This is a genomic window from Gillisia limnaea DSM 15749 (assembly GCF_000243235.1).
In the GTDB taxonomy this organism is placed as follows: Bacteria; Bacteroidota; Bacteroidia; order Flavobacteriales; family Flavobacteriaceae; genus Gillisia; species Gillisia limnaea.
Genome location: NZ_JH594606.1, coordinates 2,454,180 through 2,474,205, shown reverse-complemented (window position 1 = coordinate 2,474,205; position 20,026 = coordinate 2,454,180). Strand labels below are relative to the sequence as shown.

Annotated in this window: 20 protein-coding genes; 6 read left to right on the top strand and 14 right to left on the bottom strand. The window is 38.7% G+C overall.

Features of this window, described 5'->3' with window-relative positions; genetic code table 11:
• Positions 1-30 precede the first annotated feature (30 nt).
• Positions 31-1,284 carry a cation:proton antiporter gene (locus GILLI_RS12755; RefSeq protein ID WP_006989530.1) on the top strand — a complete coding sequence of 418 codons (1,254 nt, stop codon included), beginning with the start codon at positions 31-33 and terminating at the stop codon, positions 1,282-1,284.
• A gap of 32 nt (positions 1,285-1,316) precedes the next feature.
• On the opposite strand, the gene GILLI_RS12750 is transcribed toward GILLI_RS12755, so the two are convergent.
• Together GILLI_RS12750 and GILLI_RS12745 are read right to left on the bottom strand one after the other, a co-directional pair.
• Positions 1,317-1,760 (bottom strand): VOC family protein, encoded by a 444-nt coding sequence (locus GILLI_RS12750; protein ID WP_006989529.1) that lies wholly within the window; start codon positions 1,758-1,760, stop codon positions 1,317-1,319.
• Positions 1,761-1,991: 231 nt separating this feature from the next.
• The gene (locus GILLI_RS12745) at positions 1,992-2,513 is read right to left on the bottom strand and encodes a sigma-70 family RNA polymerase sigma factor (protein ID WP_040507045.1); all 522 of its coding nucleotides are present in this window, start codon (positions 2,511-2,513) and stop codon (positions 1,992-1,994) included.
• Between the two features lie 541 nt (positions 2,514-3,054).
• Between GILLI_RS12745 and GILLI_RS12735 the strand changes: the two genes are divergently transcribed.
• The 4 genes from GILLI_RS12735 to GILLI_RS12720 all read left to right on the top strand — a co-directional run bounded on the left by GILLI_RS12735 (position 3,055) and on the right by GILLI_RS12720 (position 6,375).
• Positions 3,055-3,747 carry a DUF1003 domain-containing protein gene (locus tag GILLI_RS12735; protein WP_006989527.1) on the top strand — a complete coding sequence of 231 codons (693 nt, stop codon included), beginning with the start codon at positions 3,055-3,057 and terminating at the stop codon, positions 3,745-3,747.
• Positions 3,748-4,176: 429 nt separating this feature from the next.
• The gene (locus GILLI_RS12730; protein ID WP_006989525.1) at positions 4,177-4,752 is read left to right on the top strand and encodes a PAS domain-containing protein; all 576 of its coding nucleotides are present in this window, start codon (positions 4,177-4,179) and stop codon (positions 4,750-4,752) included.
• A gap of 364 nt (positions 4,753-5,116) precedes the next feature.
• Entirely contained in the window at positions 5,117-6,001 is an 885-nt protein-coding gene (locus GILLI_RS12725) for a YihY/virulence factor BrkB family protein (protein WP_245545631.1), read from the top strand.
• 140 nt (positions 6,002-6,141) lie between these two features.
• Positions 6,142-6,375, top strand: coding sequence for a hypothetical protein (locus tag GILLI_RS12720; RefSeq protein WP_006989523.1), 234 nt, complete (start codon positions 6,142-6,144; stop codon positions 6,373-6,375).
• A 104-nt stretch (positions 6,376-6,479) separates the two neighbouring features.
• Here GILLI_RS12720 and GILLI_RS12715 read toward each other — a convergent pair whose 3' ends face one another.
• Entirely contained in the window at positions 6,480-7,259 is a 780-nt protein-coding gene (locus tag GILLI_RS12715) for an HAD-IIA family hydrolase (RefSeq protein WP_006989522.1), read from the bottom strand.
• A 193-nt stretch (positions 7,260-7,452) separates the two neighbouring features.
• Here GILLI_RS12715 and GILLI_RS12710 point away from each other — a divergent pair, with 193 nt between their 5' ends.
• A complete protein-coding gene (locus GILLI_RS12710; RefSeq protein WP_006989521.1) occupies positions 7,453-8,583 on the top strand; it encodes a glycoside hydrolase family 130 protein in 1,131 nt (376 codons plus the stop codon).
• Between the two features lie 337 nt (positions 8,584-8,920).
• Here the strand turns inward: GILLI_RS12710 and nadB are convergent, their stop codons facing one another.
• From nadB to GILLI_RS12655, 11 genes are all read right to left on the bottom strand, one after another.
• Positions 8,921-10,423, bottom strand: coding sequence for an L-aspartate oxidase (gene nadB, locus GILLI_RS12705; RefSeq protein WP_006989520.1), 1,503 nt, complete (start codon positions 10,421-10,423; stop codon positions 8,921-8,923).
• Positions 10,424-10,428: 5 nt separating this feature from the next.
• The gene (gene nadA / locus GILLI_RS12700; RefSeq protein ID WP_006989519.1) at positions 10,429-11,364 is read right to left on the bottom strand and encodes a quinolinate synthase NadA; all 936 of its coding nucleotides are present in this window, start codon (positions 11,362-11,364) and stop codon (positions 10,429-10,431) included.
• Positions 11,365-11,384: 20 nt separating this feature from the next.
• Positions 11,385-12,167: an ABC-2 transporter permease gene (locus tag GILLI_RS12695; protein ID WP_006989518.1), complete on the bottom strand. Its 783-nt coding sequence runs from the start codon at positions 12,165-12,167 to the stop codon at positions 11,385-11,387.
• Positions 12,160-12,867, bottom strand: coding sequence for an ABC transporter ATP-binding protein (locus GILLI_RS12690; RefSeq protein WP_006989517.1), 708 nt, complete (start codon positions 12,865-12,867; stop codon positions 12,160-12,162). Before GILLI_RS12690 ends, GILLI_RS12695 begins: the two co-directional genes overlap by 8 nt.
• Positions 12,861-14,096, bottom strand: coding sequence for a nitrous oxide reductase family maturation protein NosD (locus GILLI_RS12685; protein ID WP_006989516.1), 1,236 nt, complete (start codon positions 14,094-14,096; stop codon positions 12,861-12,863). The genes GILLI_RS12690 and GILLI_RS12685 overlap by 7 nt, the downstream gene beginning before the upstream one ends.
• Positions 14,093-14,530, bottom strand: coding sequence for a nitrous oxide reductase accessory protein NosL (locus GILLI_RS12680; RefSeq protein ID WP_006989515.1), 438 nt, complete (start codon positions 14,528-14,530; stop codon positions 14,093-14,095). Before GILLI_RS12680 ends, GILLI_RS12685 begins: the two co-directional genes overlap by 4 nt.
• Before the next feature lie 3 nt (positions 14,531-14,533).
• Positions 14,534-15,151, bottom strand: a complete 618-nt coding sequence (locus GILLI_RS12675; protein ID WP_006989514.1) for a hypothetical protein — start codon at positions 15,149-15,151, stop codon at positions 14,534-14,536.
• An 86-nt stretch (positions 15,152-15,237) separates the two neighbouring features.
• Positions 15,238-17,193, bottom strand: a complete 1,956-nt coding sequence (gene nosZ, locus GILLI_RS12670; RefSeq protein WP_006989513.1) for a Sec-dependent nitrous-oxide reductase — start codon at positions 17,191-17,193, stop codon at positions 15,238-15,240.
• Positions 17,194-17,210: 17 nt separating this feature from the next.
• Positions 17,211-17,810, bottom strand: a complete 600-nt coding sequence (locus tag GILLI_RS12665) for a fasciclin domain-containing protein (RefSeq protein ID WP_006989512.1) — start codon at positions 17,808-17,810, stop codon at positions 17,211-17,213.
• A 72-nt stretch (positions 17,811-17,882) separates the two neighbouring features.
• Complete coding sequence (locus GILLI_RS12660; protein ID WP_040507037.1) at positions 17,883-18,392, bottom strand: c-type cytochrome; 510 nt, start codon at positions 18,390-18,392, stop codon at positions 17,883-17,885.
• Positions 18,393-19,120: 728 nt separating this feature from the next.
• Positions 19,121-20,026 (bottom strand): carbohydrate kinase family protein, encoded by a 906-nt coding sequence (locus GILLI_RS12655; RefSeq protein WP_006989510.1) that lies wholly within the window; start codon positions 20,024-20,026, stop codon positions 19,121-19,123.

Below are 20,026 nucleotides of genomic sequence, written 5' to 3'. Positions count from 1 at the left end.
AATTTCTTAAAATATAGGTAATTTTAGGGTATGAAAGACCACTATTTGATTATGGCCGCACTTGGGCTTGCAACGCTTATCATGGCCTGGCTTCCTTCTGTTTCAAAAAAAATTAAGATAAGTTTTCCTATTATATTACTTCTTATTGGGTTTTTGCTTTTTTGGATAGACATTCCACTGCAATGGCCGGATCCTCTCTGGAATGACCTGTATTTGATGTATTTTTCTGAGATGATCGTGATAATTTCCCTGATGGGTGCAGGCCTAAAAATAGGAACGATTTTTTCCTTTTCAGCTTGGAAAAGACCTTTATTGCTTTTGCTTATCACCATGCCGCTCAGTATGCTCTCTGCGTATTTTATTGGGGTATACTTCCTGGCCCTGAGCATTCCCTCTGCCATTTTACTGGCTGCTATTCTGGCTCCTACAGATCCCGTCCTTGCGGCAGAGGTACAGTTAAATGAACCCACCCGGGAAAAGGAACCCGAAGACAAAAGAAGGTTCACCCTTACCACTGAGGCTGGTTTAAACGACGGCATGGCTTATCCTTTTACCTACCTGGCGGTCATGGTTGGACAAGCGGGGGGGTGGGCCACACTCAATTTTAGCGAATGGTTTTGGGATAAATTGCTACTAAAAATCGTAATAGGAGTAGTTTTAGGAATAGTAATAGGCCGGTCTATTGGTTTTATAATGGACCGCTTACATACAAAAACCGGTTTAAAAACCTTTGATGGTTTCGTCTCCCTATCACTCACCATTATGGCTTATGGAGTTACAGAATTATTACACGGGTACGGTTTTCTTGCTGTTTTTTTTGTGGGTATTACGCTAAGATATTATGAAACAATAAGCGGAAATCATAAAAAGAAAATGCACGATTTTATTCACGAAATCGAGCGATTGTTGCTGGTAATCTGGATTATTTTATTTGGGGGTTCCCTTATGAATGGTATCTTAATGCTTACAGACTGGAAGGGAATTGCCTTTGCCCTTAGCTTTGTTTTAATTATCCGGCCACTGGCAGGCTTGATAGGGTTAATGGGTGTTAAAGATCCTATTAGAACCAAATTGGCTATTAGTTTTCTTGGTATAAGGGGGATTGGATCGGTTTTTTACCTGGCCTGGGCTTTTACTCAATATAACGGATTTGAACATAAAAATGAATTATACTCCATCACCGCTTATGTAATCCTGATCTCCATCGTGGTTCACGGCCTTACAGCACCTTCTATCATTAATTATTTTGTACAAAAACCCGGCAAGGACAAACCGAAGGAATAAGAAGAAACCTATACTGGATTTAAATCCCGATTTTACCCGGCATCGTTTATTTCAATCCAGTGACCGTCGGGATCCTGAACATACACCTGCTTTACACCGTCTCCCCGAATGGCAACTTTTCCGGCTTCCCCGAGCCAATCTGAATATGGAATTTTATTCTCCTCCAGATAGTTCACGAAGGCATCAAAATTTGAAACGGTTAATGCAAAATGAATAGCCTTGTGAAGCTTAACGCCGTCTGTATTATCTTTTACGAGATGAAGTTGCAGGTCGCCTCCAAGTGAAAACCACCTGAGTACAGGATTGGAATACGGCACTTTAATTTCTTTAAGCTGAAGAACATTTCCATAAAAATCGGCGCTTTTATCCAGGTCACTTACCAAAATTGCAGTATGATGATATTTTAGTTCAAATTGCTGTGCGAATACTGAATTGCTTAGGACGCCCAAAAAAATTAAAAGGAAGATTTTTTTCATAAGTGATTTTTATAAATGGGATTAAGATTTTGGGATAGAAAGATACGTGAAAATTAAGAGCCGATTCAGGATTTATTCACTTGTTGTAAGATGTGAAAGAATTAATTCAAGTAGAAATTTGCTGAATTTCATTTTTTCCTCACCTTGCTCGATTCAAAATTACTCCCAGCCTGTCCAGCCTTTTTTTATTACATTTAGATGATTAAACGATTTTGATCTTACATTTCGGTATTAATCGCAGTAAGCGCAATTGGGTTCTCCTACAAGTTTTCCCTCCTTATTCAATTCAAATTTACAGCACTCATTAAAGTTAATTTTCAGGAGAGATTTTGCGCGCCTTATCCTGGCTTTCACAATTGCTAAACTTATTCCCATCAAATCTGCTACTTCAACTTGTTTTTTGCCTTTGATGTAAACCAGTTCAACGATCTCATTATACTCCTTCGGCAAATTGGATATAAAACGGTCCAAACAGCAAAAATCTTTATAGCTGTCAGGATTTTTCAACAGCTCGAAATTCACATTATGCAATGTCTTTGCCTGACTATTGAAGTGATTGGCGATTTCATTTCTAACAATTTGAAAAGTCCAGGCCTTTACTTTTTCGGAAGCTTTTAATTGATCGATATTTTGGTGGATCTTTAGAAAGGAATTTTGCAGAATTTCATTAGCGGTATCCTTATTTTTTACTTTTTTCAGAATAAAAAAATAAATTTCACTGTTAAATGTATTCCAAATTGTGATGGTTTCCATTTTCATCTGTATATTTTATTGTTTTAGCAGCTGTATTTAACATCCATAAAATCATCCCCCTGTGGGAGAAAATTTTTCTAATGGATGTTTCATACACTACTATTTTTAAAGGTTGGACATACAGCCAACCTTTTTGGTTAACAGCAACCACATTTACTGCATTCGCATGCAGCGCAGCTACAATTATTCTCCAGACAGTTCACACAATTACATTTTGTGCATTCACAATTAGTGCATTTACAATTATTCATGGCTATAGAAATTTAATGTTCACCAAGAAGACCAATTTCGACTCAAAAAGATACAAAATTTTTGAACTTTATTTGAGAGCTGCAATATAAATTACCTTTAAAAATTTGAAGTTGGGTTTATTTTGTTGGCAACATAGTTCGAGATCTGCGGAAATTATGTTTTCATAAATTATTAGATAAAAGGCTTAGAATTTCAAAACCGATCTACTTTCTTCTTATTTTTAATATAAACCAATAAAGCCTTTTATTTCAGGATCCGGAAAAATCTAAAAGGTTTTTTAAAAGAGCAGATGATGATAAGCTTTCTTAGTAAAAAGAAAATTAAAAAAGGGGAAGAAGTTAAGGCTGCCGAACTTAGGGAAGGTATTTTTAACCTTATAAAACTGGCAAATCCCCAATTTGAAAAGGAGGATTACATAACTATAGATGAACTCAATCGATATCGAAGGCTCTATCTAAGCTCTCTTATTAGTCAGGAAAAAGGGGAGCTGGAGGTTATTGATAAGGATGTGCTGGATGCCATCACCAACAATTCCATTCTTTCAGAAAATATCCAGGATGAGATCGAAGCCCAACTCACTTCAGGACAAAAACTTGCCGATAAGATTGCCGAGTTTGGAGGAAGCTGGACTTTCATCATCACATTTTTCTCGTTTATCCTACTATGGATGTTAATAAACATCTGGTTTCTGGCCACCAAACCCTTTGATCCATTTCCATTCATACTTTTAAACCTAATCCTATCCTGTTTAGCCGCCATCCAGGCCCCCATTATTATGATGAGTCAAAACAGGCAGGAACAAAAAGACCGGCAACGTGGGGAACACGATTATAAGATCAACCTGAAAGCAGAACTTGAGATAAAATTGCTTTCTGAAAAAATCGATCATCTGTTATTACATCAAAACAAAAAGCTTCTGGAGATCCAGGAAGTCCAGACAGATTATCTTGAAGATTTGATGAAGGAATTAAAAAAGAAATAAATTCCCTTTAGTGGATAAAGAATCCTGTGATTGAAGCCCCTTTTTAAGTTGTTCCATTTTTTCAACCCGAAAATACGGATAGGAACTTAAACGTCCTTTGGAAAGGGAATTATTGTTCATTATTTAATTATATAGAGCAAGGTATTTTATGAAAAATTATAGTAATAGCATCTGTATAATTCTTAATTAATTGAATTTAAGGATACAAGCTGCATCTCAAACAAATCATAAAACCTATTAAAATTTAAAAAGGATTGAAACAAGGTTCTATATTTGCCTGATTAATATCTTTAAAAACCGAATTTCAATTAATACATCCGGGAAGTTCAACCGATATCTAACTCCTTAATTTTTAATATTTATAGATTTAAAATCCTGTAAAAGGTTTCTAAAAATTATGAAGTAATAACAACTTTAAATAATTCGATTATGAGCAAATTCAAAGATAATTTAAGTAATATGGCTTGTCTTGATCTTTATCTTAGCTCGCTAAGCAACGAAGATTACAAGAAGATACAACATAAAATCCAGCCTATAGAGCAGGTAAGTCCACTGCTAAGTATGGATATTTTCTCCGGCAGTCACTTCCAGTCTCTTGAAAAAGGGCGCAAAAGAATGGATTTGGCAAGTCTTCTAACACATGATACCGAAAGGGAATGGCAATTTGACCACGAATTAATCCTGAATAAAGATTATGATGCGCTTGTACTTACAGATGCAAACCAAACCATTCAATGGGTTAATAAGGGCTTTTCAAAAATGACAGGATATCCGGCAAACTATGCTTTAGGAAAACAGCCAAAATTTCTACAGGGGGCAGCCACTAAACCTGAAATTAGAAAAAGCATACGGGAAAAACTTGGCAGGCCTGATATGTTTTCTGAAACCGTCGTGAATTATAGAAAGAATAAAGAAGAATATATTTGTAAGATCACAATTATTCCATTGTTAGACAGTTCCTTGAACCTCACCCACTTTCTGGCGATAGAAAAAGAAGTGGCTTGACAAAATAACCACAATCTTTTACAAGTTCCCGAGATTTTAATTCTCCTTTTGCTATGCAGCGTAAAACATAGCCTTTAAAATGCAAGATCCTATTCCCACTGCATCTACCTACCTTTGTGTAAATGACAGCGGGGAACCTGTTTATAGATACTATTCAGTAAAATAAAACCTCCTTTACAAGACTAGTACGCGGAACAGGGATTGGCAGGGACTAAATATAATAGGAGCAAGCACCCTAACTCTACCTTCTGTGCCTCCACCCCATGCTGCAGAGATCAAATTTTTGGAAAAGCAGTTCTCAAAATAGTTTTGGCAACTTTATAAATAAAGTATAATTTTAAAAGAAATGAAAATGACGAGGGAAATGAAAAAGATTAAAACTATTAAGTCACCGAAAAAAATTAAAGGCGATGGTTGGAAAAAGATCCTGATGCGGGTAAAAGATCGAATAGGTGAGGATAATATAACTATAGTTGCCGCGGGTGTGGCATTTTACGCTTTTCTGGCTATTTTCCCGGCCATTATGGCGATTTTGTCTATTTATGGTTTAGCCGTAGACCCACAGCAGGCAGAACAACAAATCTCCAAACTCTCGGGCCTGATGCCCGATCAAGCTTTTGAGATCATTAAAGAAAGAATAGACAATCTTCTTTCTACCTCTGGTAGTGCATTAAGTTGGGGTACGGCCCTGGGTATTTTAATAAGTTTGTGGAGTGCCAACGCAGGAACTAAATCACTTTTCACAGGACTTGACATTGCCTACGAAACAAAAAATAACCGGGGTTTGATAAAACAAAACGCCCTTACCCTGCTTTTCACCCTCGGCTTTATTATCACCCTGTTAATAAGTATGGTCCTTATAGTGATCTTTCCCGCAATAGTAAGCACCTTTGGATTACCAGATAATATCGAAAACCTTATTAGCTGGCTAAGATGGCCGATTCTTGCAGGTATTGTGATCCTGGTGATAACCTTTATTTACAAATATGCTCCAGACAGCAAAACACCTAAATTTAGATGGGTAGTTATTGGAGCTTCCCTGGCAACCTTGCTTTGGTTGATAGCTTCATGGGGATTTTCTTTTTATGTGAGCAACTTCGGGAATTATGGAGAGATGTACGGATCGATTTCAGCCGTAGTCATCCTGCTTCTGTGGCTTTTCCTTACCAGTTTCATAATTCTTTTGGGGGGCGAATTAAATTCAGCAACTGAAGCCTATGCAGCCAACGATCTTGGTGAACCGGAGTAAACTCCTGTATTCCCTAATTTTTTTAACGCTTTCGTTAAAACTGTGTTATTTCCAAATTCCTTAACGCAAATCCAACAAAAATCCCTCTAATTTATGAGCGAGTTTCTGTTGAAATTCTAATAACGTAAAAATTAAGAAAAATGAGCAATATAGTACATAAAGGAGGAAAGGTCTTAAAATCGGCCGTAGCGCTTAGAGTTGGGAAAGCAATCCTAACAAAGCGTGTACTAATATCTGGTGTTGGCTTAGCTGGTATTGGAATTCTTGCCGCGGTAGGAACCGGTTATATGGTTTATAGTCTTGTTACAAGAGAAGACAGCAAAACTAAAAAAAGCAAAACTTCAAGAATTTTAAAGAAATTGAGGCTCCATTAAAAAAGCTATCTAAAACTTTCCTAAAACCGTAAAGTTGAATACGGTGGGAGTAAAAAAAGCTTTAAAGAGGATTCCTGTTTTCAAAACTAGCCAATACCAACGTATTACTTAAGCGCTAAAACCTTTTCCAGTTCAATATCTGCTACAGAATTTATGATGAGATCTGGTTTAAACGCATAATCGATTAGGTTTTCTTTTGAGGAAACCCCGGAAAGCGTAAGAATCGTGGTATACCCCAATTGCACCCCACCAAGTATATCGGTATCCATAGTATCCCCAATTATGATAGTTTCACTTGCTTCCAGACCAAGATATTTTCGGGCAGCACGCATCATTACCGGGCTTGGTTTTCCTACTGAGAAAGCCTTTTTTCCGGTAGCTTCCTCTATCATCTTTACGATTGCCTTTATCCCCAGGTTAGACCATCCCTTTTTCTTGGGAGAGGGATCCAGGTTGGTCGCGATAAATTTAGAACCGGATAGGATCATATCCACAGCATTATTCACCATTTCCAAAGTGAAATTCCTACCCTCACCCACTACCACAAAATCTGGATTATGGTTTACTAAATTATAGCCATTTTGGGCCAGACTGGTTATTAATCCGCCTTCTCCCAAGACATAGGCACTACCATTAGGCTGCATAAACGATAAAAAGAAGGCCGTTGCCATCGCGCTGGTGTATACGTTCTCTTCTTTGATTTTAATTCCCATTTTCGCGACCTTATTCACCGTATCCAATGGTGTACGCTGGCTGTTATTGGTCATAAACAAAAATGGTATTTTTTTCTTTTGAAGCTCTGCAATAAATTTATCGGCTCCCGGAATTAAAGTGTCGTTTCCATAAATAACACCATCCATATCAATTAAAAATCCCTTTTTCATGCTTTTTATTTTAAGTTGTGGGTATGCTAAAATAACTACTAATCTTCAGGTATCAGAATTGGATACAACAATTTTCTTATCCTGTATATGTTCTAAATTGATCAATTTACAACTATCTTTACTATATTCCGAAGAGAAAAACAAATCACCTTAAAGCTTGTAAAATATAGGTAATTAAAAACAAACACTTATTATGATAGACTATAAAAATATTTACCTCATACTTTTTATAACATTGGTTTCAGGGGTGTTTGGATATGCCCAGGAAGTGGAAAAAGAATGGATGCTGGGACCCTTTGAAAGATTTGAGGATGCACAACCAATTATTCAGAAAAACAGCGAAACCGAGTTTAAGGATCCTATGACAAACAGGACCATCAATTGGGAATCCATGGCGACATTCAACCCGGCAGCAATCGTGAAGGATGGAAAAATACATGTTTTTTATAGAGCCGAAGAAAAATTAGGTGAAAAAGAAATTGGTGGGCACACCTCAAGAATTGGATTGGCAATTTCGGAAGATGGGCAAAAATATATTCAGAATAACCAACCGGTATTTTATCCGGATGAAGACGATCAAAAGCAATACGAATGGACGGGAGGAACAGAAGATCCCCGGATTGTGGAAACAGCTGAAAATATGTATGTTTTGACTTATACACAATGGAACAGATCTATTCCAAGATTGGCGGTAGCCACTTCTTCAGATCTTGAAAATTGGGAAAAGCACGGGCCTATATTTGAAAAATGGAAAGAAGGAAAATATCATAACCTTGAAACAAAATCGGGTGCCATCGTAACCGAATTAAAAAACAATAAACTGGTAGCAGCCAAAATTAACGGAAAATACTGGATGTATTTTGGGGTTCCGCATATATGGCTGGCAAGTTCTGAAGACCTTATAAATTGGGAGCCTGTAGAAGATTATGAAGGGAATCTGGCCCCGGTATTAAGTCCGCGCCCGGGTTATTTTGATTCCTGGCTTGTGGAAGCAGGACCACCACCGGTTTTAACCGGGGACGGAATTGTAGTGCTTTACAATGCAGGGAATTCCCGGAATATAGGAGATCAGGATCTGGCAAACCGCATGTACACAGGCGGTCAGGCACTATTTGATTCTGAAGAACCCTGGAAGCTACTGGACCGGGCCGATGAAGAATTTATTAAACCCGAATTGCCTTTTGAAAAATCAGGACAATATATTGATGGCACCACTTTTATTGAAGGGCTTGTGTATTTTAAGGATGCCTGGTATTTATATTATGGCACCGCAGATAGTATGGTTGGAGTTGTGAAATGGGAAAATAGTGAATCGAAAAGGTAGATTTTATTGCTCCAGCACGTCCAATTTTTCAACCTCTATGATCTCGCGCCTGCTGTTATTATAGGCAAGAGAAGTGGCAAGTTTCATAAATTTTCTGAATAATGTGTGGAATCTATTAAAGCAATTACTCTTTTTTTCATACACGTGAAGATTACAGGATTAGTCAATTAGATCATTGGGGAAGATCTTCTTATAAAATACAGAATTAAAGTATAATATCCTTGAAAAATACGCAGAACTTGCAGTGAAAATTTAATAAAATATAGGTTATTTGATATCCTGGATTATGGGAAAAAAACCAGAAACCTGACCCCAGAAGAGGGCAAAGGACAAATTTTTAACTGGAAGGAGCATCTTTAATGATCAACAGGGATATAGTGGCAAGGTTGCGCAGTTCACAAAGAGAAATATGAAAATCTTTAATTTGATATAGTATTTCTATTTCTTCAGCTAATGTTGTGATCTTATTTTTCAATTCTACCTGCCTGTTAGTGCCACCTTGTTTGCCAAGATAATAGTGTTGCATAAGAGATTGAAGCCGGCCTTTCAGTTTCACATATTCAGCAAGATCTCCCGGGAGGGTGTCGGGGATCATAGAACTTTCCGAAGCCGGGTGAAGTGAAATTTTTTGCTCTCCAATTTCCTTTTCATTTATTACTTCTTTTGCTGCTTCATGAGCAAATACCAGCGCTTCAAGGAGAGAATTGGAAGCAAGCCGGTTGGCCCCGTGCAGGCCGGTATGAGCACATTCCCCATTGGCATAAAGGTTCTTTAAGCTGGTTTGGGCATTCCGGTTTACGGCAATGCCTCCACATTGATAATGAGCTGCGGGAGTGACCGGAATCAGGTCACTGAAAACATCTATACCTGCCTGCCGGCATCTTTCTTTTATAGTGGGAAAATGAGCGATGAAGGCTTCGGTTTCCAAATGGGTGCAATCTAGGTAAACACAGGTTTCGCCACTCTTTTGTAATTCTGAAAAAATTGCATTAGAAACTACATCGCGGGTTGCAAGTTCTCCCGCAGGATGATAGTCAAAAACAAAACGTGCTCCTGCTTTATTGACCAATTTTGCTCCCGCACCGCGAACTGCTTCAGAAATAAGAAATGCGGGATTTTCCTTTTTCAGGAACAAGGCAGTAGGATGAAACTGGATAAAATGCAGGTCTTTAACCTCTGCACCCGCACGGTGTGCCATTGCCACGCCATCTCCTGTAGCGATCACAGGGTTGGTAGTGGTTTCAAAAATTTGTCCGCTCCCGCCGGTTGCCAGATAGATTGTCCCTGAATAAAGATTTTCAATCATCCCCAATTTTTTATTGTAATATTTTACTCCAACACAGCTTTCGTTTTGTACCAGGAGATCTATAGCAAAATGATGTGTAAAAAAATAGATATTCTTATAGGCTTCCAGCTTTTTTAGCAAAGCCCGCTCTATTTCATAACCTGTCTTGTCCTTATGGTGAAGGATTCGGGATTGGGAATGGCCTCCTTCCAGGCCCAGATCCCAATCCCCGTTGGGTGTTTTATCAAATGATGCGCCCCATTCAATCATTTCCAATAGTCGCCGGGGAGCTTTGTTCACAACCATTTCTACTACGCCGGTATCACAAAATCCTTTCCCCGATTTCAGGGTGTCTGATATATGTGCATCAAAAGTATCTGTGAGGGTATTCATGACCGCAGCGATCCCGCCCTGCGCATATTTGGTATTGGTTTCATTCTTATTGGCCTTGGTAAGTATACAAATACTCAGGTCGGGTCGTTTTTGCGCTACTTTGAGTGCAAAGGACAAGCCTGCAATACCGGACCCTAAAACGAGTACATCTGTATAAGCCATTTGATTTATTTTAAAGCCAGCATTTGTTCTATAGGTTTTATGGCCTTAACCCGCAACATTTCATCTATAGTAACCTCTGGTGTTTCATCTCTTAAACAGCGATAAAGCTTCTCCAGGGTATTCATCTTCATAAATGCACACTCGCTGCAGGCACAGGAATTATCCTCCCTGGAAGGAACCGGAATAAGGTTTTTATTGGGCACCTGTTTTTTTAACTGATGCAGGATGCCTGCCTCGGTTGCAACTATAAACGTCTCGTCATCACTTTTTAGAATGTATTGAAGCATTTGGGAAGTAGAACCTATGCAATGAGCCAACCGCAGAATTGGATCTTCAGACTCGGGATGGGCAACGATCTTTGCCTTAGGATATTCCAGGTGGAGCCCTATAAGTTTATCAATGGAAAAAGCTTCATGGACAATACAGGAACCGTCCCATAATAACATATTGCGCCCTGTTATCTTGTTAAGGTATGCCCCCAGGTTCTTATCTGGCGCAAAAATAATAGGATGGTCCTTTGGAATTGAATTTATAACCTTCTCGGCATTCGAAGAAGTGCAAACATAATCGCTCAGGGCTTTTACTTCTGCACTTGTGTTGATATAGGTAACAACTTTATGATTGGGATATTTTTTGAGGAATTCAGAAAATTCTGGTGCAGGGCATCCGTCGGCCAGGGAGCATCCCGCGTTAAGGTCCGGTACCAGCACTTTTTTTTTGGCATTTAAAATTTTGGCGGTTTCAGCCATAAAATATACCCCCGAAAAAACTATGATATCTGCTGAAGTTTCAGCGGCCTTTTTGGCCAGCTCCAGGCTGTCGCCAACAAAATCTGCAATGTCCTGTATGGCTTCCTCCTGGTAATAATGGGCAAGAATTACCGCATTTTTATTAATTCGAAGCTCATTTATTTTTTCAATGGTTTCTGATTGCGTTCTCATATCGACAGTTATTTAATGCCTTAAAAATCCTTTTTTGCTGAAACCCTTATGATCCTGTAAACCGGTAGCACAACCCACAGGGCAAGGACACCAAAGGAAATAATTACCCCTTGTGAGGTGCCAAAGAATAGTTTAAATACGGCGCCGGTATATCCAAGTAGGGCCGAAATATCCAACTTCAATAATACCAGGATACGCGACAGGTCAATAGGATTGAGGACACTAGCAATTAAGGCAAATTTATCCAGCGGATAGTCCTGGAAATATACCAGGATGAGTAAAAATATGCCGTCATATACTACTGCCAGAAAAAGCCAAAGCAAGATCGCCAGTCCAAAACCTTTGATTTTGTTTTCGTGGGACAAAGCAATATTAAAGGCCAGGGCGGTGAAGATGAACGTTAAAAATACTCCCGACACCAATAGTGAAAAGAAATTCCAAATGGCTGCCGACTCAAATAAACCGTACGCCACAAAGGGAATTCCAAGTCCCAGGATTAGGCTTAGGGCCAGGGAAATAGCCACTCCAAGATATTGACCTATAAAAATGGTTCTTCGTTTTATGGGTTGCGCGAGCAAGAGCTCGGTGAATTCACGCGAATCATAATAATACATCACCCCAAAAATTGTCCCAATAAGTGGAACCAGGATAATGATCACGTTCATTAAGGTTATAACCGCATTTGAAAGGTCATTATTAAGGAATAACAGGATAATTCCCAGTAACAAATAGAAAAGGAAATAAACGTAGCTCCATAAACTACGTGAAAGATCGAAAAAACTATATTTTAAAATTTTAAGCATTGTTTTCGGTTAAGATATTGGCAATAGCATGTTCAAAATCGGGTTGTCCGGTTGAGGTTTTAAGTTCTGAAACGGTGCCGTTAAAATAGATTTTTCCTTCCAGCAGGAACACGATCCTGTCTGCCACTTCTTCTACAAAACTCATGATATGAGAGGTAATAAGAATGGTCTTTCCTTTTGCTTTTTCCTGCTGAATGAGGTCCCGCAATCGAAGAAGCGAAACCGGGTCAAGACCCGAAGTGGGTTCATCAAGGATTATGAGCGGACTGTCAAACATAAAACACAAAACCAGGTTTACCTTTTGTTTTGATCCTCCAGAAAGATTGTTAAGCTTTTTATCAAGAAAAGGTTCCAGTTTAAAGAATTCTATAAGTTCCTTATCCCGGGCATCTTTTCCTCTAAGGTCTTTGATCATCCTAATAAGCTCATTCACCTTGAGATTGCCCGGAAAATGAGCAATTTGAGGCAAATAATCAATATCTTTTCTATAATTCCAATGATCTTTAACTTTTTCTCCCGCAATTTCAATATCACCTTTGGCAGGCACCACCATACCCAATAAACTTTTTATAAGGGTTGTTTTTCCTGAACCGTTTGGCCCCAATATAGCAATGATACCTTTTTGATTTATTTCAAGGTCAAGTCCGTTAAGCACCACCAGGGCACCGAATTTTTTATGCAGGTTTTTAATACTTACCATTTGATTCTATTCATTTGAGGTTCATGGTCAATTAATTCGGCCGGGGTAAAGATGGGCGAAACTTTTTCTGAAAAATCTACCAGGTCTATAAAGATGCTCCTAAGTAATACAATTGCTTCGGGGGTTTTATTTACCAGGTATGAAAATAGTTTAACCGGCCGGAATGGCACATCGCCTATTTTATCTTTATTAAGGTCATATCCTGTATAATCACTCCAGTAATTGCCGGTGAAGGAATTGTCATTCAACCTGCCGGAATAAGCAACATCAAATGAATTATAGAGAAAATTATTACGCGTAAAACTGGTGCTATAAGCACCGCCGTGCACCTTAATGGCATAGCCGTTATTCTTAAAGTCGTTTTCTATGAATAGCACCCTTGTGGTACCATCGGCATTTACAGCGATGGTGTTGTCTTCAAAGATGTTATGTTCCAAGGTGGCATCTGAAATTTCCTTGAGCAGTAATCCATAGGAAGCAGATCCCCAGCTCTTCCTGAACAGGTTTTTTTTCATTTCTATAAATTTGGAAAACATTACGGCAACCCCGGCACCGTTATCTTCAAAGGTGTTTCCAATATAGCTGTTCCTGTCAGAAAACATAAAATGCAGGCCATAACGTATATTTTTTTCACTAAGGTTGTTTAGAATCTCACAGTTCTTTCCGAATTCAATATAGATCCCATCCCGCATTCCCTGCACATGGTTGTTCCTCACGATTATTTCAGAAGAGCTCCAAAGGTGAATTCCGTTGCCGGAGTTTGCTTCCTCACCGCCTTCACTTTTAATACGATTACCTTCAATAACACCTTTGACTGATTTTTCGATCAGGAAACCGAAGAAAACATTTTCAAGGATGTTGTTCTTTATCGTAAAATTCTCACTCCCGTTAAGGAGAATGGCCGCAAAATCTTTGGTGTAACTTCTGCCAATGTTTATGATCTTAAGGCCTTCTATTGTAACCCCATTCGCTTTTATGCCAAAGGCAGTACCGTTCATTCCAGCATCTATTACGGGGTAATCGACACCTTTGATATGGAGGGTTTTATTAATGATATTGATATTAAATTCCTCATAGACCCCCTTTTCAATAATAATGGTGTCACCAGATTGGGCAATTTCTATTGCCTGTTTCACGGTTTTAACCTCACAGGGGGAGCACACCCTTATTTCTCCGGCCAGGGTAGGAAGGAGGTTCAATAAAAATATAATACTTATAAAATATTTCATCTCAGGTTTTGGGGATCCTCTTTGAGGAAATTATTTTTAAGTTCATTCCAGGTATGCACTTCAGAAAAATCTTCCTGGTTGCTACCTTTTTTAATTGCTGCCAGATTTGCCCCCATGGGGCTTGTTATTTTCTCATCAATTACGAAGTTTGCATCCTGAGCCGGCAGCATTGATCCCGGTTCCTGAAAATCTGCTACCAGCATTATGGTGATTTCTGACTCTTCATAATTTTGAAGATTATCCTTGACCATACATTCGATGGCATCGTATTTTATTTGTTTGCCTTTTTTGGTGACCATTTGGGCGGAATGTGCTTTACTCACAATTGTCATTTTACAATAGGAGCAGCTATCAGTTCCATATACAATTGGTTCCGGCTCGTTACTGCAGGAAATCATCAACATCGTGACTAACAAATAAGCATATTTTTTCATTTTTCAAATATTTTGAGTTTTCAGGGATCTTTTCCCGATCCACCAGGCCACTAAAGTTAGGAACATTCCGGCAAACATTAACCAGGCGCCCAATCTTGGGTAGGAATGTGCGGTAAAGTTCAGAATTTGTTGGGTGCCAAAGAGTGGGGGTTTATAACTTATAGGATTTCCGGCTTCATCTGTGAGTTTAAGTATGGCTTTTGGATCAAGGTCTGTCCCGTAGTCTGTAAGCCAAACATTAAAATCATACATACCCAGAACGCCCAGAACCAACATTAAAACAAACCATCCAAGAAACCAGTTTGGACTTATTTTTCTAAAAAATCCTAAAAATCCAAGAAGTATTCCCAGGCCAGCCATCCCTCCAATTACCAGCGGAAATACATTAAACTCCCACATTTCCTCTGGTTTTGGTATTTTTTTCATTCCTATATAATGGTTTACACCATCTATATTTTGAATGTCAAACTCCTCTTCTCCCTGGATTCCTGATATATAGATATCCATTCCCAGGGGTTCAGGATATTGAGGTGCGCCAAGGGTGATGTTCCACAATGGAAAATAAAACAGACCAAGCAAAAGTGCTGATCCCAGTATCATAATTATTCCTGATGTTTTCATTTGGGTAGGTGTTTTATAAAAAAGCGGGTAAATACTATTATTCACCCGCCTTACCAGTAAAAGTTTTCAACTAATTAAAACTGTTTCTAGTCGCCATCAAGTGACCATTTAAGCTCTGGATTTGAGCCGGCTGGCGAAACTCTTACATATCCTTGCATCTCCTGGTGAAGTGCAGAGCAGAAGTCTGTACAATAAAGAGGATATACACCTATGCGTTTTGGTTCCCAAAGCATTGTTTTTGTTGCACCCGGCATAATAAGAAGCTCGGCAGTGTTAGCTCCTATCATTGCAAATCCATGTGGTACATCAAAATCCTGCTCAAGGTTGGTTACGTGGAAATACACCTTATCACCAACTTTAATTCCTTCAATATTATCTGGTGCGAAGTGACTTCTTATCATTGTCATATAAACGTGAACTTCATTTCCTTTACGTTCTACACGGGTTTCAGATTCATTCCGAACTGCATGTTCATGCTCGTTTTCATCAAGACGGTAGATCTTTTTGGAATTTTGTTTTATAAGATCGGCAGGAATACCGGCGGCATAATGGGGCTCCCCAATCGTTGGGAAATCCAGCAGCAGTTCCATTTTATCACCTGAGATGTCATATAATTGAGCAGAATGATTCATTTCCGGGCCGGTAGGTAAATATCTGTCCTTGGTTATTTTGTTCATTGCCACTAGGTATTTCCCAAAAGGTTTTCTTGAGTTACCACCTGGGATCATTAAGTGTCCTACAGAGTAATAAGTAGGTTTCCTGTCAATTACCTGGTAATCTTTTAGGCTCCATTTTACAACTTCAGATGAGATGAAGAATGTGGTATAAGCATTTCCTTTCCCGTCAAATTCTGTATGAAGTGGTCCTAAGCCCGGTTGTTTTACAATACCACCCAGAATATCTTCATATTTTAGGATTGGAATTCCGTAGGCATCCCCGTCATAATTTTTGTCCTCAATGGCTTTGATCATTTTTGAGAATGAAAATACTGTAAGTTCCGCAGCAAGTTTACCGCTACCTACAATATACTCCCCTGTTGGATCTACATCACAGCCGTGAGGAGATTTTGGGATTGGCATAAAAAATACAGCACCGGGAATATCTTTGGGATCTACTGTTTTAACCCCTTTTTTCATAGTGGAGGTGGCAGTGCTGGAATTATGGTTGTAAACATTATGGGCATATTCTGCATCCATCATGGTTCCGCCACCATTCTTGACGTATTCTTCAATTTTTTTCCAGTTAAGTGCAACAATAAAATCCTTATCGTTTTGAGAAGCATTTACTTCCAGAAGCGTATTTGCTTCTTCAGAATTATAGGTAGTTGCAAACATCCAGCCGTGGGAAGCACTTCTTCCGGGGTGAGCAAGGTCAAAATTGAATCCCGGCATGATCACCTGGAATGCGAGCTCCATTCCACCTGTTTCCTGATCTATTTTCACAAACGTTAGCGGGCCTTTGAAATTCCCTTTCATATCTTCAATAGACATATCTCTTTGCGGAGAGGGGATGGCAAAGCGGGTACCTGCAATTAAGTACTCTGTGTTCTCTGTGATTGCAAAACTGTGGTTTCCGGCACTGTTTGGAATCTCAAGGATCTCGCCTGTTTCAAACGTATTAAGATCTATTCGGGCTACACGCGGAGTGTTGTTCTCGTGGGTGAAAACCCAACGACCATCCAGTTCTCCATTAGTTTGTGAGATATCTACGTGGTGAAGGTCTCCCCAGGGAATGAATCCATAAGAGGTGTTAAGCATTGGCTTGGTACCTTCATTATAACCATATCCTTTTTCTGCATCTTGAGAGAATACAGGCATTACTTTTAAAAGACGGCCGGAGGGTAAACCGTATACAGACATTTGTCCGCTAAAACCTCCGGAGAAAAATCCGTAGAATTCGTCATGCTCTCCCGGGGCTACATATACCCGCTCTGCAGCATTGGTTGCCATTGCACCGGACTTTTTCCGGTCCCCATCCCCACCACAGCCTATCATTATAACCACTAGGACAAGGAGAGATAAAATTGAATTGATTTTTTTCATTAGAGTGAATGTGTTAGTTAATTAGTGTTTTTTGGTAAAATAACGTCTTCTATAATATGAACCCATCCATTGCTCACTTTTACAGAGCCAACTATTTTGATTCCTCCCACGTAAATGTCCTCACCTTGCTGAGTTACTTCTACAGATTCACCTGATGCCATATAGAGAGTACGCCCTTTTTCTACATTCTTTTTTAGGGTTTCAATAGGGTAATTGCTTGGTGCCACATGGTTTTTAAGGATATAAGCAAGTTTTTCCTTGTTTTCAGGTTTTAAGAGGTCATCTACAGTTCCTGCAGGTAACTTGGCAAATGCAGCATTGGTTGGGGCAAAAACTGAAAGGGGGCCAACGTTTACCAGAGCATTTTCAACTCCGGCAGCCTGAACCGCAGCCACAAGTGTAGTATGATCTGGAGAATTGATTGCTGTGCGTAAGGCGTTGGGTTCAGAATTTTCATCCTCTATAAAAGCCTGTCCGCGATTGGAAGAAGTCTCGACGGTTGTTCCGGTTTCCGTAGAAGTTTCCGGAACATCCTCTGAGGATTTTTCCTTACATCCTACAAACAGCATTGTACCTGCCATTATAAGGAAAGCAAATAAAACAGATTTTGTTTTCATATTATACATTTTTGGTTAGATGGTGTGAAATTACCGTGATAATTTTAGTTAAAATATGATGATTGTCATGTTCTATATTTCTTCTTTAAGTGTCCTGAAATATTCTAAAATTGATCTGGCCTCTTCCTCGGTCAGGTTTTGATTTGCCATTACTGCCATATTGGATTCCAATAGTAATTGTTTAGCAATAGGATCTTTGGCTATCATTTCTTCGGGATTCAGGATCATATTCATAATCCATTCAGGTGAGCGACGTTCAGTTATTCCAACTAATGCCGGCCCAATGAATTTCTTATTGGTTTTGTGACAGGCAGTACACATATTCTTAAAAACTGTTTCTCCTTTTACAGCGAGGGCTTGGTCTATTTCAGCATTTAAGGTTACCGATTTTATCGGACCTATGCCTTTGTTGGACATATCTACCATGTCTTTAGAACTGGTTGCAGCAGCTTCTTTTTTAGGAGCTTCCTGGCTGTAATCTCCAGTTTTAACTTCTTCTTTTTCTTTTTTTTCTGAATCTCCACAGGAAATCATTAAAAAGACACCTGCAAGTAGTGTGAAAATTTTAATATGACTTTTCATAAATAAGGTTTTGTTTAAATTTGGATATAAAATTACCCGTAAAACCATACTTTTTTTATGACCAAAGTCATAAAAGAGATCATTCATAAAATTGTGGAGGAATTGAAAAAGGGGGCAATCTCAAAAGTTGCGGGGAATTGAAAAATTCTCAAAAAGCTTCCAAAAACAAAAAAGCCTCTTTCCAATCAAATGGAAAAAAGCTTCTCATTGGCGAATACTGCTTCCACAGTATCTCAACCACACATCCCAACACGTTGGGACACAACACAACTTCATTATATGGCAAAATGAGCTATAATTTATTCCAGCTCATTTTGCAATTTGCGGTCTGGACGAGACTCGAACCAACCACACAAACCCTTTATTTATAGGCTTCTTCAGAGGCCTAAATTTTGAACTCACCGAATTTTGCACCTTTTAACGCACTTTAACAGCCTCTGGAAAATATACACTCAAAGGGTAACGTTTAAATGCAAATGATGCTATTCGGATCCATTTTTTTTTAAGAACAATCTCGATGAAAACCCAGGTTTTCATCAAGGGATGCCAAATATACAATTTCTTCTTTTTACTACACAAACAAATTTTTTGGCTTTATTTAACTGAAAAGGGTAAATGAATACTAGATATGGATCGGATTCTTTATTTCGGCTTTTCTAATTACATCCGTACCTAAAGTATTTATGAAATGATCTTTAAAAGACTAATGCTAATTGCGAAACTCTACATCAGCCCCTGGAGATTACAAACTCATCCATCCACATCAATTTTTTAATCTCTGTTGCTAAAATTTGAGAATTGGCGCCTTCTTTAGATGCTACTAGTGAACCAACAGCACAGGCAAAATCCATGGCCATTGCAGGCCTCGTATTTTTTAATACTTCAGAAACATATGCTGCTAAAAAAGAATCTCCTGCACCAACCGTATCTCTTACTTTAATACTGAATCCAGAATTATGATAATATTCACCGTGATAATAAAGTACCACTCCCTGTGCCCCTCTTGTTACACAAATATGGCTGGTAGAAGTTTTTTCTGAAATAATTTTCAATTTATCAACAATAGTTTTTGCCGTTGTATCTATCCCTTCACAAATTTCATTAAGTTCTTCTTCATTTAACTTTATCAAATCAGCTTTCTCCATAAGTTTTAAAAGTGTTTTTATAGAATAATGAGGCTTTCGAAGATTAACATCTAAGACCTTAAAAGTTGCGTGATCTAGGAGGCGAAAAAGAGTAGAAGCAGATTCCTCACTTCTACACGCCAAACTGCCAAAAATAAAAGCGTCGGTATCTTTTACAACTTCTACCAGTTCCTTTTCATACTTAATATTATCCCATGCACAGGGCTGCTTTATATGGTAGTTGGCATTTCCCTCTTCATTGATTTCCACATCTACTATACCCGTCTCTAGATTCTTATCTATCTGGATAATACCTTGTATTCCACTACCAAGAACAAAATCCAATATATTTTTACCATCAATATCGTTTCCTACCCGGCTAATCATAGAAGTTTGGTTACCAAAGGAGTTCAACCTTAGTGCTACATTCAACGGAGCCCCTCCAATCTTTTTTCCAGACGGAAGGTTATCCCACAAAACTTCTCCAAAACAAACAACATTTTTTGGCAT

What these genes read in the sequence shown, in the direction of transcription:
- GILLI_RS12690 (WP_006989517.1), bottom strand. Translation starts at nt 12,867, where the DNA reads ATGGTAAGTATTAAAAACCTGCATAAAAAATTCGGTGCCCTGGTGGTG.
- GILLI_RS12715 (WP_006989522.1), bottom strand. Translation starts at nt 7,259, where the DNA reads ATGAAAAAGGGATTTTTAATTGATATGGATGGTGTTATTTATGGAAAC.
- GILLI_RS12725 (WP_245545631.1), top strand. Translation starts at nt 5,117, where the DNA reads ATGAAAAAGATTAAAACTATTAAGTCACCGAAAAAAATTAAAGGCGAT.
- GILLI_RS12660 (WP_040507037.1), bottom strand. Translation starts at nt 18,392, where the DNA reads ATGAAAAGTCATATTAAAATTTTCACACTACTTGCAGGTGTCTTTTTA.
- GILLI_RS12655 (WP_006989510.1), bottom strand. Translation starts at nt 20,026, where the DNA reads ATGCCAAAAAATGTTGTTTGTTTTGGAGAAGTTTTGTGGGATAACCTT.
- GILLI_RS12745 (WP_040507045.1), bottom strand. Translation starts at nt 2,513, where the DNA reads ATGGAAACCATCACAATTTGGAATACATTTAACAGTGAAATTTATTTT.
- GILLI_RS12675 (WP_006989514.1), bottom strand. Translation starts at nt 15,151, where the DNA reads ATGAAAACATCAGGAATAATTATGATACTGGGATCAGCACTTTTGCTT.
- GILLI_RS12665 (WP_006989512.1), bottom strand. Translation starts at nt 17,810, where the DNA reads ATGAAAACAAAATCTGTTTTATTTGCTTTCCTTATAATGGCAGGTACA.
- GILLI_RS12730 (WP_006989525.1), top strand. Translation starts at nt 4,177, where the DNA reads ATGAGCAAATTCAAAGATAATTTAAGTAATATGGCTTGTCTTGATCTT.
- GILLI_RS12685 (WP_006989516.1), bottom strand. Translation starts at nt 14,096, where the DNA reads ATGAAATATTTTATAAGTATTATATTTTTATTGAACCTCCTTCCTACC.
- GILLI_RS12735 (WP_006989527.1), top strand. Translation starts at nt 3,055, where the DNA reads ATGATGATAAGCTTTCTTAGTAAAAAGAAAATTAAAAAAGGGGAAGAA.
- GILLI_RS12750 (WP_006989529.1), bottom strand. Translation starts at nt 1,760, where the DNA reads ATGAAAAAAATCTTCCTTTTAATTTTTTTGGGCGTCCTAAGCAATTCA.
- nosZ (WP_006989513.1), bottom strand. Translation starts at nt 17,193, where the DNA reads ATGAAAAAAATCAATTCAATTTTATCTCTCCTTGTCCTAGTGGTTATA.
- GILLI_RS12720 (WP_006989523.1), top strand. Translation starts at nt 6,142, where the DNA reads ATGAGCAATATAGTACATAAAGGAGGAAAGGTCTTAAAATCGGCCGTA.
- nadB (WP_006989520.1), bottom strand. Translation starts at nt 10,423, where the DNA reads ATGGCTTATACAGATGTACTCGTTTTAGGGTCCGGTATTGCAGGCTTG.
- GILLI_RS12710 (WP_006989521.1), top strand. Translation starts at nt 7,453, where the DNA reads ATGATAGACTATAAAAATATTTACCTCATACTTTTTATAACATTGGTT.
- GILLI_RS12680 (WP_006989515.1), bottom strand. Translation starts at nt 14,530, where the DNA reads ATGAAAAAATATGCTTATTTGTTAGTCACGATGTTGATGATTTCCTGC.
- GILLI_RS12755 (WP_006989530.1), top strand. Translation starts at nt 31, where the DNA reads ATGAAAGACCACTATTTGATTATGGCCGCACTTGGGCTTGCAACGCTT.
- GILLI_RS12695 (WP_006989518.1), bottom strand. Translation starts at nt 12,167, where the DNA reads ATGCTTAAAATTTTAAAATATAGTTTTTTCGATCTTTCACGTAGTTTA.
- nadA (WP_006989519.1), bottom strand. Translation starts at nt 11,364, where the DNA reads ATGAGAACGCAATCAGAAACCATTGAAAAAATAAATGAGCTTCGAATT.